Annotated in this window: 11 protein-coding genes; 6 read left to right on the top strand and 5 right to left on the bottom strand. The window is 42.7% G+C overall.

Annotated features, from left to right (window positions below; genetic code table 11):
- Positions 1-34: 34 nt before the first annotated feature.
- Complete coding sequence (locus ACEN2L_RS15025; RefSeq protein WP_441744869.1) at positions 35-2,188, bottom strand: tetratricopeptide repeat protein; 2,154 nt, start codon at positions 2,186-2,188, stop codon at positions 35-37.
- Positions 2,189-2,536: 348 nt separating this feature from the next.
- Positions 2,537-3,514, bottom strand: a complete 978-nt coding sequence (locus ACEN2L_RS15020) for an aldo/keto reductase (protein WP_441744867.1) — start codon at positions 3,512-3,514, stop codon at positions 2,537-2,539.
- A 135-nt stretch (positions 3,515-3,649) separates the two neighbouring features.
- On the opposite strand from ACEN2L_RS15020, the gene ACEN2L_RS15015 reads away from it, so the two are divergent.
- The 4 genes from ACEN2L_RS15015 to ACEN2L_RS15000 all read left to right on the top strand — a co-directional run bounded on the left by ACEN2L_RS15015 (position 3,650) and on the right by ACEN2L_RS15000 (position 6,673).
- Complete coding sequence (locus ACEN2L_RS15015; protein WP_441744865.1) at positions 3,650-4,522, top strand: LysR family transcriptional regulator; 873 nt, start codon at positions 3,650-3,652, stop codon at positions 4,520-4,522.
- A gap of 334 nt (positions 4,523-4,856) precedes the next feature.
- Positions 4,857-5,411, top strand: coding sequence for a type 1 glutamine amidotransferase domain-containing protein (locus ACEN2L_RS15010; RefSeq protein WP_441744863.1), 555 nt, complete (start codon positions 4,857-4,859; stop codon positions 5,409-5,411).
- 27 nt (positions 5,412-5,438) lie between these two features.
- Positions 5,439-6,119, top strand: a complete 681-nt coding sequence (locus ACEN2L_RS15005; protein ID WP_441744862.1) for an SDR family oxidoreductase — start codon at positions 5,439-5,441, stop codon at positions 6,117-6,119.
- 95 nt (positions 6,120-6,214) lie between these two features.
- Positions 6,215-6,673: a hypothetical protein gene (locus ACEN2L_RS15000; protein WP_441744860.1), complete on the top strand. Its 459-nt coding sequence runs from the start codon at positions 6,215-6,217 to the stop codon at positions 6,671-6,673.
- 92 nt (positions 6,674-6,765) lie between these two features.
- On the opposite strand, the gene ACEN2L_RS14995 is transcribed toward ACEN2L_RS15000, so the two are convergent.
- Positions 6,766-7,248 carry an immunity 22 family protein gene (locus tag ACEN2L_RS14995; RefSeq protein ID WP_441744858.1) on the bottom strand — a complete coding sequence of 161 codons (483 nt, stop codon included), beginning with the start codon at positions 7,246-7,248 and terminating at the stop codon, positions 6,766-6,768.
- 103 nt (positions 7,249-7,351) lie between these two features.
- On the bottom strand, positions 7,352-8,533 hold the full coding sequence (locus ACEN2L_RS14990) for a DEAD/DEAH box helicase (RefSeq protein WP_441744856.1): 1,182 nt from the start codon (positions 8,531-8,533) through the stop codon (positions 7,352-7,354).
- A gap of 322 nt (positions 8,534-8,855) precedes the next feature.
- Here ACEN2L_RS14990 and ACEN2L_RS14985 point away from each other — a divergent pair, with 322 nt between their 5' ends.
- Positions 8,856-9,026 (top strand): hypothetical protein, encoded by a 171-nt coding sequence (locus ACEN2L_RS14985; protein WP_441744854.1) that lies wholly within the window; start codon positions 8,856-8,858, stop codon positions 9,024-9,026.
- Positions 9,027-9,443: 417 nt separating this feature from the next.
- The gene (locus ACEN2L_RS14980; protein WP_441744852.1) at positions 9,444-11,390 is read left to right on the top strand and encodes a hybrid sensor histidine kinase/response regulator; all 1,947 of its coding nucleotides are present in this window, start codon (positions 9,444-9,446) and stop codon (positions 11,388-11,390) included.
- A gap of 276 nt (positions 11,391-11,666) precedes the next feature.
- Here ACEN2L_RS14980 and ACEN2L_RS14975 read toward each other — a convergent pair whose 3' ends face one another.
- Positions 11,667-13,058, bottom strand: a complete 1,392-nt coding sequence (locus ACEN2L_RS14975) for a sensor histidine kinase (protein WP_441744850.1) — start codon at positions 13,056-13,058, stop codon at positions 11,667-11,669.
- Positions 13,059-13,100: the final 42 nt, after the last annotated feature.

The following is a 13,100-nucleotide window of genomic DNA, read 5'->3' as shown; positions in this document are numbered from 1 at the left end:
GGTACCTCCTTTTTTATTGAGTGATAATCAATGATTACCTCAAAAATAGGCGTTTCGCCTCTTGTCTTTGTCTTGCTAAGTCGTCGTCAATAATTTTTATTTGAATCTGGTATTCGTCCATGCCTCTCAGGCTTTCAAGTAAGGGGTCATATTGAGTCCACCATTCGCGCCAGCCTTTATTGATCGCCTCAGATAGTGCTTCTAAGGCTTCAACTGATTTACCTTCTAGGGCAAAAATACGTGCGGCCAAATAATAGAGTTCAGAATATATTATAGAAGCCTTTAGTTGCTCTTCCATCAAGGCTTTGCACGTAGTCAAATTACGCACATAATTTTCGTCGGCACCCAGTTCTTTTTGCGCCCACGCTATCTCAATCGCCGGTGAACAATAAGGCATACCAAACATTTCTATTTCTTCAATCAAACTAAGTTTTTCAGTCAAGAGGCGAAGTGCCTTTTTTTTATCACCAAACATCGCATTATACCAACCTGCCTCAAAGGCAACCCAGTAATCATCTGGATTCGCTGCGACTTTAAAATTCATTCGTTCAAATAAAGTATCGTAATTTTTCTCAAAAATTAAGATATTTTCAAAATAGTATTCATATGCACCAACCCAAGACGGTTCTGACGCTTTTTCTCGCACAACCTCGGTTAAGCCTAATTGAAGTAGTGGACCTATCATTCTGAAAGCTAGATCTTGATTATCGGGAGAAAGTTTTACTGCTTTTTGACCTTCGCGAATGGCGCCCACAAAGTCGCCAGTGCTAAAGTATATATCTGCTAATCCTTCATGAGGAAAGGTAGACTTCGGAAAATCAGTCTGCAGTTGAGTAAAAATATTTTTCGCTTCTTCAAAACGGCCTCTTCCGGCTAAAACAACACCTAAATTATAACTATTGGTTTGAAACAATGGATCAAGTTCCCGTGCTTTTCTAAGCGCAGTTAAAGATTCATCGAAACGTTGTAATGCTTCGAGTGCAAGGTTCTTCCACATGTATGCAATAGCCAAACTTGGATTTAACTCAATCGCTTTGTTGTAGTCTGTTATGGCATTGTCAAAATCGTCTTGCATAAAAGCAATATAGCCTTTTACTGCAAATGCCTCAGCCATATCAGGCTGCCGTACCAAAGCTTTGTCGATATTCTGCTGAGCTAAGGCAGCAGCTATGTCAGTTTTTAGGACGCCAAAGCGCGTATCTCCCTCAGCTAATAACACCAAAGTATCTGCTAACCCAACATAGCCTTGGGCATATTCAGGGTCCAGTGCCACTGCTTGCTCGAAAAATTTACGCGCGGCTTTCAACGACTCGGTAGTTTGTTTGCGATATTCCTCGCGACCTTTAAGGTACATAACATAGGCATCGGTGCTACTTGTTGCCGAAAAGCTGGTTAAATCGCCGGTCTCGGTATATTTGTCTTGTAATAGATTCACCACTGAACGGCCAATTTCGCTTTCTATGGCAAAGATGTCTTTGAGTTCGCGAGAAAAAGTCTCGGTCCATAAGGTATGGCCGTTTTCGGTGTCTAATAGTTCGACCCGAATTTTTAAGCGCTCGCCCGTCACTTTTACCGTGCCGGTCAGCACGGTAGCAACGGCTAAGCGACGACCTATCTCTATGGGAGCCAGACCTTTTTCAGTCAAAATCTGGCTAGAGCGTGAGGCGGATACTTTAAAGTTATTCGAACGACCCAGTAAACTGGTAATTTCTTCTGATAGACCCAAGGCTAAGTAACGTTGGTTTTTACTCGGACTTTGGTCAATAAAGGGTAATACCGCGATAGAATCGGCTTTTTTAATCGCAGCTAAACGCTGTTGTGCGGCCACCTGCTCACTTTTAATAACACTAAAATACTGTATACCAACAAAACCACTGACGACCACAATTGATAACAGGCCTAGCCAATTCCACAGTCCAAATTTTTTTAGCGTGGGATTATCGTCTTTATCGAGACTTGGCGTGCGTGAAATGCCCTTAAAACTGATGTCAAAATGCCAGCTAATATAGGCAGTAACAGGAAAAGCGCAGACCAATAACAACAATACTCCCGGAGCCACCATGGAATGAACAGGCATCACGCTTGATACCACCGCCACCACCTGTAACAGCAGCCACGTTAGTCCTGCATAAGCAATCATAGTGCTGATCACATTGCGTCGTATTAGTTCACTGAAAAGCCATTTCACAATTGCTTAGTTCCTAGATTTTAACGGTATATAAGTCCGCTTTTTTCTTACAATGACACACAAAAAGCACCTTAGTTGACTGTTTGGGTATCGTTAAACAAATATGTTCAAAAAGCATACAACATGAAGAGTAGTTATAAGTACTTTAATCGCACTTTTTCGAGACCACTTATGCAAAAACAGCGATTGGGTCCTAAGCAGAAAATGAAGGCACAAGTGAGATATTAGCTATTGAGTAAATGAAAAGCGGCTTGCTTTGATAATGAAGGCCGACCGCTTAACACGGTAAACCTCATTCTCAAAATGAGTGACAGGATAAATAAGCCTAAGAGAAAATTTGAACACTGTTTAGGGTAATTCATTACCTCGTGCAGCAACATAAAGTGCATACCAATGTTCACGACTTAAGGTAATTTTCTGAGCTTGTGCGCAGGCTTTTATTCGGTCTGGTTGAGTTGTACCGATCACAGGTTGAATATTCGCGGGGTGACGCATTAGCCAAGCAAGTATAACGGCTTCTCGACTGACCTCATATTCAGCAGAGAGGGTTGCAACCAAATGCGCGGTTTGTTGCACGGCGGGGTTTTCTTGACTCACATCACGGCCTGAAAACAGACCTTGACTCAAACTACCCCAAGATTGTAATTGCACATGGTTTGATTGGCAGTATTCAATAGTACCCGAAACAAAATTAGTAGCGCCATAGCCAGAACAACCACCACTGACACCTTGTTCAAGCCAAGCCAAATGACTCAAGCTTAATTCAAGTTGATTACACACTAAAGGTTGCGAAAGAGCTGACTGCAAAAATGCCATTTGCTGATGCTGCATATTTGACACACCAAAATGCGCCACCTTTCCACTGGCATGCAGTGATTCGAACACAGTGGCCACTTCTTCAATGTCCATCAAGGGATCGGGGCGGTGCAACATCAGAATATCTAATTGTTCTATACCTAGGCGCTGCAAACTATTGTTTACTGAATACTCTATCCATTGCTTGGAAAAATCATAACGTTTAGGCATGGCTTGCTCTTCAAAACGAATGCCGCATTTGGATTGGATCGTCATCTGATTACGTAGCTCTGGGCGCTGCTTTAACACCTCTCCAAAGACCTGCTCAGCCTTGCCAAAGGTGTAAATATCGGCGTGATCAAATATGGCAATGTTAGCGTCTAATGCTGCATCAACTACCTCATGTGCTTGCTGAATATCGCTAGCAGTGATGGTGTGCTTATTCCAGCCGCCACCTAATCCCATGCAGCCATAAATTAAGGGGCTACTGTGTTTAACGATACTGGCCAATGGATAAGACGTTGATTGCATATTAACTCCAAATTCTATTTGCTTCGATAAGGTAAATAACCTCTACAGGGGGCCGTATTATAGGCATTTTCATAGCTCTGAAAATATGACAAAATTAAATTAATTATTTGATATACCAAACAATAAGCGTAACCGATGTTAAAAGTACATAAAAAGCTAGAGCGGCTTATGTTGTTTAGTGAGGTGGCTCAAACTCTAAGCTTTACCCTTGCAGCAAATAATCTGGGCATTTCTCGCGGCCACTTATCCACGCAAATAAAGCAACTTGAAAAAGATATGGGGCTGCCCTTATTGATTCGTTCAACTCGAAATGTACGTTTAACCGCTACGGGTGAACGCGTAATGCAAGGCATGGATAAAATCCAACTATCGGTACTTGAACTCGAACGAAGTGCAGAACATGAGGGGCACGCCATTGATGGGCTAATCAATCTGACTGCCCCGAATCAGTTTACTCAGCGGTTTTTATTAGACATTTGTGCCGAATTCAAGCATTTGCACCCTGGCATAAAATTCACTATCGACAGTAGCTCAACCCAATATGATCTTAACCGCTGTCACTATGAACTGGCCTTCCGGGCTACCGAACTACCACCTGAAAACATGGTGGCCAAACCGATCCTGACTTACCGGCATTGTTGTGTGGCTTCGCCCCGTTATATTGAGCAGTTTGGTATACCTTTTGTTCCTGAAGATATTATTCAGCACCAATGTTTACGCAGCCAGAATCAGGACTATTGGCAGTTTGACCACCAACAAGTGAGCGCCGAAGGCTGGTTACAAGTCAACGATAATAATATGTTGAAACACCAAGCACTGTCAGGGCAAGGCTTAATTAGAGTGCCTCTATACTTAGTGGATAAAGAAATAGCCGAGGGCACACTAATTCAAGTCCTTGAACCCTACATGCAACGCGAACGAAAAATTTATATGGTTTATCCGCCATCCTTACACCATTCAAAACGTGTCAGCGCCTTTATTCATTTTATTCGCGCAAAGTTTGCTTAGCGCCAAGCGCCTTGCCTAACATATAACAATGGCTATATTTTTTAAGTAAAAAGAAGAGTACTTATTACTCGGCTAGGTACGATAAATCAGTCAACAGTAGCAGATACGCTCCCCAACCGCCTTCACCATGAAAATTTTACAAACTGCCTAAAAGATCTATCTTGTTGTGTATGCAGGTACCCGACTCACTCTTTGGTTTCCTCCGTTTTTATTGGCCTGCGCGCTTATTTGTCATGTGGTATGGCTGTTGCTTTCATTACGTTAAGCAACATCGCAGCGAGTCAATTTAAGGTGAATCGCTGTTCACTCACTTGACGCAAATAATGGAGGAAATATGTCAAATTCCACAGCATTAAAAAATAAGAGGCTGGCGATTATTGCCACCAATGGTTTTGAGCAAAGCGAATTACTCAAGCCCAAACAAGAGCTGGAAGCGCGGGGAGCCACCACTCATGTTATTTCTATCAACGGTAACGACTCTATCCGTGGTTGGGATGAAAAAGAATGGGGCGAGACAGTCAAGGTAGACAAACAAATAGAAGAGGCAGATCTTGCAGACTATGATGCGATTGTGCTTCCTGGTGGACAAATGAACCCCGATATCCTACGTACAAATGAAAACGTGGTGGCGTTTATTAAAGCGGCGGCAGAGCAACGTAACGTGAAGGCTATCGCAGCAATTTGTCATGCGCCTTGGTTATTGGTTGAGGCCGGTTTGGTCAAAGGTAAGAAGGTAACCTCTTACCCCAGCATTAGCACCGATATGAAAAATGCAGGCGGTGATTGGCAAGACATTTCGGTGGTGACAGACGGTAAATTGATCACCAGCCGAAACCCTGATGATATCCCTAACTTTGTTGATGCTATAGCCCAAAAGTTAAGTAGTTAACCTAGCGCTGACCTAAGGATGAACTTCATGAAAGACGAAAAAATAGTCCTCATAACAGGTGCCTCTAGCGGCATCGGCGCGGCCACCGTTGATAAGGTAGTCGAAGCGGGCCACAAAGCCGTTATTACGGCACGAAGCACCGACAAACTTAACGAAATAGTGAAACGCTGGGGCTCAGAGAAGGTATTCGCGGTCACCGCTGATGTCTCTGTTTTAAGTGAAGTGCAGCACGTTGTCGCGCAGGCTCAAGATAAGTTTGGTCGTATTGACGTTGTCTTCGCTAACGCAGGTACAGGAGCCAATACGCCAGGTATTGAAAAAGGCGATCCTGAGGAATGGAAAACCATGCTTGACGTTAACATCAACGCTTTACTTTACACAGCCAAAGCCAGCTTATCAGCCTTAAAAGCCAGTAAAGGGCATTTTATCATCACCAGCTCAGTTGCCGGCAAAATCACTTTGAAAGGCTCGGTTTACGGTGCTTCCAAATGGTTTGCCTATGGTTTTGGCCAAAACTTAGCCGCCGAAATGGCTGAATGGGACGGGCGCTGCACCACTATTTGCCCTGGTATGGTCAACACCCCGTTTTTTGATGAAGCCAAGCCCGATAAATTGGACCCAAGCGATATTGCTGAGGCGGTGCTCTTTGCTATGTCAGCAAATAAACGCTGCGATGTCCGCGAAATCACCCTTATGCCAACCAAATAATCGACATAATGCATGGCGGCCTTTCGTTACCAACAAGACTGCCAAGCACAAACCTAGCAGACTGCTAGCAGCACGTTGAAAACCGGAGATATACCATGAATAATTTCTCTACTGTCTATGATTTTTTGCTACACAATCAGAAACTACATGCTCGTATTGCAGAGTTTTACCGCGCTTTGCAATTAGAAACCAGTGACGAACGCGTCAATATGTTACTGACAATTTTAGTGAAACATGAGCTCGCTTTACTTAATTCAATGCGCAACTACATTGAGCAAGCAAACAACAATATCCTTGATACTTATGTGCAATTTGATCGAGAAAAAAGCGTTGAAAACCTATTTTCAGTAGACTTTGACCGCAGTGACATCAGCACTGACAATGTTGAACACCTTGCTCATCGTTTCGATCAGTATTTCAGTGAATTGTATGACGGCATGTCAACGGCGACTGAAAATGAGCAAGTGACAGAGTTATTCGATAACTTATGCCAATACATCAGTGAAGAGAAAAAGCGTGTTTCCAAGGATCTTAACTCGGTTCAAGACATGTAGATCGCAAGCGTAAGCAAAGCACTATCGTCCTCTAACACAGAGCTGTTAATAAATACGTTCGCAACAGCCCTGTGTCTATCTCATATTTTGGCTTATTCGGGGTCATCAGATTCAAATAAACTATCGCTTAGGGCATCATAATTAAACGCGCCTAAAAATGTTGTGTATTCGTCTTTATCCACACCGCTGAGCTTTACGCTGTATTCCTGTTCAAACAACAAAATGACCCATGTCACCTGTTCCATTTTATTTTTCTTGGCTTTACTCATCAAATTAACAATATACGAGCTTGAACAAGAACACTGACCAGCGGCGGTACGAATATCAATGGTGCCGGTATGCGCTCCATTGGTTTCCATTTGGCTTGGCACAAAATAACGAATGTTATAATTATCGGCCCAGCGATTTCTGGCTCGGGTGCCATTTTTGAAAAACGTTTCGGCAAAGTACTCATCAGGAATATCAGCGTAAGGATATTGAGAAGCCCACACCGACACTTTATTTTTTTTATTAAACAACAAAGCCTTCTCAGGCACTGGGTGATTGTCTTGCATGACTGGATTCTTTTGATTCATTTTAACGACTGCCTTTAGTTAATAACCTGCATTGTACATGAGACTCCAAAATCACGCCTCAGCCTTGCATTTAAATAAAAACTTACTCCCTTTATCGCGCATATCAACGCTTGTTTTTAGGCACATAATTTAGGATTGACACCGGTACCGTTTTTCTGACTTCAAAACCATCGAAGGTTTTACGTGTAATAACATGACCAAGATGACTTTCAATTGCGCATAGGTTTCTAAAATTATCTTTGGCAACAAATGAAATTGCTTCACCGGCAGCGCCCGCACGGCCTGTTCGGCCTATGCGGTGCACATACTCTTCAACGTGGTCCGGCAAGTCATAATTCACTACCCGCGAAAGGTTTTGAATATCAATACCTCGGGCGGCCACACCAGTTGCCACCAAAAATCGAATCTTACCTGACTTAAAGTCTGCTAGGATTTTTTCGCGTACCGCTTGTGTTCTATCGCCATGAATACTGTCTGCAATAATGTTACGTTTGGCTAATTGACTAACTAGCTTTGCCGCTCCCTGTTTGGTTTCAATAAAAATAAGTGCCTGATCCCACTCTAAGTATGTAATCAAATGACTCAACAAGGCCGATTTGGTGTCTTTGTCTACCGTGACTAACCACTGTGCTATTTTCGGGCCATCAGCAGCATCGTGCTGAATGGCGATTGAAACAGGATTGTGGATAGAGCGTTTTGCTAAGTTGCGCACTTCATCAGACATTGTCGCTGAAAATAATAGGGTTTGCCGCGACTCAGGCAGGCGCTCAATGATTTTATTGATATCTGCAATAAACCCCATGTCCAACATTCTATCGGCTTCGTCTAATACCAACACCTCAAGCTCATCAAAGTGCAGAGCCCGTTGATGGGCCATATCGAGTAATCGCCCCGGCGTAGCAATCAATATATCGATCCCGCCAATTAAACGCTGCTTTTGTTCTTCTGCGTCAATCCCGCCATACATGGCCATTGAACTGAGGGATAAATACTGTCCATAGGATTTAACACTTTGTTCTACTTGCAGCGCGAGCTCTCGCGTCGGCACGAGTATCAGAGCACGAATACGTTTGCCCCGTAACGTATGCTCGGTATTCAGTTTTTGTAAAATAGGTAAGACAAAGCTGGCGGTTTTACCGGTGCCCGTTTGCGCCGCAGCGATGACGTTATTACCTGCTAAAATCACCGGAATGGCTTTTTCTTGAATCGTAGTTGCTTGGGTGTAATTCAAGTCGCTTAGCGCTTGTAGAATCGGACTGGATAAATTTAACGCTGAAAATGACATAGTTTGCCTTATGAAGGAATTCAATTGAACGCAATCGAAAAACGCTCAATCGCTATTTTAGTTTTGCTAACGACAGTGAAGCGTCCACCGCCAATCAATATTCATGGCGGCATTCTATTCTAGTGGCACATTAATAGCGAAAAAGAGTACGAAAAAATGCCAATAAGGGCAGCAAGGTCCAAAACAGCAGCACTATGTTTAATACAGCAAAAAACAATTTTTTCGGCTTATCTATTGTTATTCGCCATCCAAAATGATGTGAAAATCTTTACGCTAATACGGTATATTGCGACCATTAAACGTCACAACATGCGAGCGGGCCATGGCTGAAAAGAAAGTAAGATTTGAGTTTGAAAAAGAAAACAAAAATAGCGTGCGGTATAACGAAATCCCAGAAGAGGGTATGCCACCGGTTATTGGCAGTATTTACGTTCAAAAATGGTTTGCGGGTAACAGTAAAAAGATTGAAATAACCATTGCTAAGGTCGACTAAAACTTGAATTTAAACCGCTAGTGATATTTGTAGCATTGCTGCGGGATCATTCCAATGGCCGTTATCATTTTTTGAGATGATCAAAAAATAAAGATGGCTTGGTCACATTAAGCAACTAAGGGCCTAAATTAATGGGCGTTTTGGCCCTAACTAGATGGATATAAAAGCGGCAGTCTGCTTATTTACAATAAGGCTTTAGTCGAGGGACGCATTTGTATAAGATAAGGTTTTACGCAGCGGCGAAATATCACTTAGGCGAAGTTTGACTTCGCTCTACCAGAATGTGGAACTCGCTGATACAACCATTATTGTGAATCCATGGACCAATATTGGTACCTTCGCCAAGTTGGATAATAGTCAATGTCAGTAGAGTTTACGTCTAATACACAGTTAAATTTCCTTTCAGACGGAGGGGAAATGGGTGCACTTATACGCGCCTACGACTGGAGCTCAACGCCATTAGGCCCAGCTGAAACATGGCCTCAGCCATTAAAAACCAGTCTTCGTTTATTGTTATCAACTGGCCACCCGATGTTGATTTGGTGGGGCCCTGACCTGATTCAATTTTATAATAATGCCTATGCACGTACCTTAGGTCCGGAGCGTCATCCCAGTTCTTTAGGCCAAAGAGGTCAAGAATGCTGGAGCGAAATATGGTCTGACGTCGAGCCACAAATTACGCAAGTTTTAACCGGCAAAGGGCATACTTGGCATGAAAATCAGTTACTGCGCATTACTCGTAATGGTATTCGAGAAGAAATGTATTGGACCTATAGCTATAGTCCAATTGATGATCCCAACGCGCCCCTTGGCGTGGGTGGAGTATTGGTTATCTGCTCAGAAACAACGCAACAAGTATTAGCTGAGCAACATATGAAAGCGGCGGAAGCTCGGTGGCGTGCCCTGTTTGACCAGGCTCCGAGTTTTATGTGTATATTAAAAGGCCCTGAGCATCGTTTTGAGTACGCTAACTACAACTATTTAGCGATCCTTGATCAAGAAAACATCTTGGGTAAAACGGTACTGGAGGTGATTCCAGAAGTTCGAAATCAAGGTTTTATCAATCTTCTAGATAAGGTGTATCAAACCGGCGATACTCATCATGGCGTCGCAACCCCCTTAAAAATAGGGTCAGGTCAGGCTAAATATTTAGACTTTATTTACCAGCCAATACTTGAACCTGACGGACAGATCACTGGCGTAATGGTCATTGGTTACGATGTATCTGAACTTGTTTACACCAGCCAATCTTTACGTGAAGAACATCGCCGCAAAGATGAGTTTTTAGCGATGCTAGCCCATGAGCTACGCAATCCTTTGGCACCTATCCGTAACCTAAGTGAAATGTTGACTCAGTCTGTGCAGCAAGACAGTAAAATGCAAAACATTGGCAATATTTTGTCACGCCAATGTACGCAATTGACTCGTTTACTTGATGACTTATTGGATATTTCACGCATCAGTCATAATCGAATTACGCTGCAATTCGAAGCACTCAATATTGCTCATGTTCTGAGGCTGGCCATAGAAACGCTAGAAGATAAAATAACGCATAAAGAACATACCATTCAATTTATTGATTCCCCAGCCCCATTATTCGTGAAAGGCGATATGACGCGCTTGATGCAGTGTTTTACTAACGTATTGAGCAATGCGATAAAATACACCGCCAAGGGCGGGAAAATAGTGATTCAGCTTTATGATATGGGCGATACTGTGGATATCACCATAGCCGACAACGGCTGTGGCATAAGCCTTGAGATGCAAGAAAAAGTGTTTGAGTTATTTGTGCAATCTGAACAAACCTTGGATCGCTCTCAAGGTGGCTTAGGCATAGGCTTAAATATTGTTCAACGTTTAGTGCAAATGCATGACGGCAAGGTCAGTGTAAGTAGCGATGGTTTAGACTGCGGCTCAACGTTCAGTATTAGTTTGCCAAAAATCGCTTTGCCTCTCAATGTTGAGCAGCCTACACACAGTGTTAAAAATCCCAATAAACGTGTATTAATGGTGGATGACAATAAGGATGCCGCTGATACCATGGCTGAATTATTAAAACTGCAAGGCCATGAGGTTATCACCGCCTACACGGCAAGGGATGCCCTAGACTATGCAGAAAGTTTTACGCCAGAAATTATCTTATTAGATATTGGCTTGCCAGATATGACAGGTTATGAAGTAGCCCAGGCCATTCTTAACAAAAACATGCAGACGAGCTTAACCTTAGTGGCATTAACTGGCTATGGTCAACCTGAAGACGTTCAACGAGCCAAAGAAGCCGGTTTTGATTTTCACTTCACTAAACCCGTCGCCTTTGGCGATTTAAAAGAGGTTTTTAGTGTCCCTGAGACAGAGTCTGAATAAACGTTTTAATGCTGTTCTAATGCACCAAGCATTTGTGGCTAAGGCGCTTACAGCTTATTCAGAGCCGCTTTTGCCCCACGTAGTCAGAGCGTAAACCCACTGCGTATTGTGTGTTTTCATGAGCGCTTAGCACACCTCATCAAATGCCCCAACAACGTTTATGCTACGTTATCGCTATTTAACATTTCTGCTTAACAAAGTCGTGGTCCAAAGACGCTGGATGCATTCTGAATGCGCAATTATCGATACTAAACGGCATTACAACACGTAAACAAACTACAACAGTTTGAACTTTAAGTGAAATTGCGTGCCGCTGCCTAACTCTGATTTAACGCTTATGGTGGCGTTATGCGCCTCTAAAATAGAATGGGTGATACTCAAACCCAAACCAGTGCCAGAACCTACGGGTTTAGTGGTAAAAAAAGGAGTAAAAATTTGACTTAAATGCTCTGGTGCTATACCACAGCCTGTATCGCTTATAATCAAAGTCAGTGACGTTTCGTCAAGGGCATGAGCAAAGGTCAAAGTGCCCCCTTCAGGCATGGCATGCATCGCATTTACCATAAGAATAACAAATACTTGCTGGAGTTGACCGACGTTACCGTGAATGGCAGGCAATACCTCAGGCAATGTATTTTCCACTACATGCAAATATTTAAGTTGATTGGCAACTAACTGCAGTGAAATTTTAATGCAGTCAGCTAAACAAACAGGGCCCTTTTTTAACTCGCCAGGATGAGAAAAAGTACTAAGACCAGAAACAATATCTTTAATTCGACCAAGACCATCGTGATTGGCTGCCAATATGTCATGCATATCTGACAGGATATAATCCAATTCATATTGTTGATAGATACGCGTAAACGCCTCGCTACTTGATGATCTATCAAGGCATACATCGCGCAGTTTTTTTACACACTGTTCTAAATCACTGACGTACTCTTTTAAAATATCAGAGTTGGCACTGATAAAACCAACTGGATTATTGATTTCATGAGCAACCCCCGCCGCTAATTGCCCTAGGGACGCCATCTTTTCTGAATGAATGAGCTTTGCTTGCAAACGTTCTAAGTCAGCCATGCTATCTTGCAATAACTGATTGCGCTTCACCACTTTTACCTCAAACAAACGTCGCTTTAAGCCACTGATAACTAAGTCCCTAGCCGTGTTTAAAATGGTTAAAAAATCCATATTCAACTCGGTTCGAGCTAGATCAAAACACACTAAATGCCCTCTTACGTGGTTGTCGCTTAAGTGAATAAATAGACGTCCTACTTGGCGCTTTCCATCTGATGACAGATAAGGCTTCAATTGCCATTCATTGTCTTGTTGTATGACTACGGTACTTAAAAAAGCGATAGCTTCCTTACCCTCTTGTATACAATCATTGGCTTGTTGTGATTGACACCATGTATGGGTTGGATTGGAAATTATCTTTCTTTCATGGGTCAGTAGGACCAAAGCAAACGTGGCTTTAAAAGTGCTCGCAAATAAATCCAACAGTTTTACAAGGACTTCTTCGTAGGTGCTGTCCGACACGATTTGATGAGCTAATACGTTTAGAAATTCGAGCTCTTCTTTACGACGTTCAGCCATTTTAAGCGAATTAGCGATAGCAACATTTGCGTGATACAGTGCAATGGCTTGTTCTTTTAATTGAGTATCCATACTCTGCCTGACATTTACTTCTCTTTGAGCTAAGTGCAACAT

The sequence above is a fragment of the Flavobacterium sp. W21_SRS_FM6 genome (genome assembly GCF_052119645.1).
Taxonomy (GTDB): domain Bacteria; phylum Pseudomonadota; class Gammaproteobacteria; order Enterobacterales; family Alteromonadaceae; genus Paraglaciecola.
This window is presented reverse-complemented; position numbering and strand designations above follow the sequence as displayed.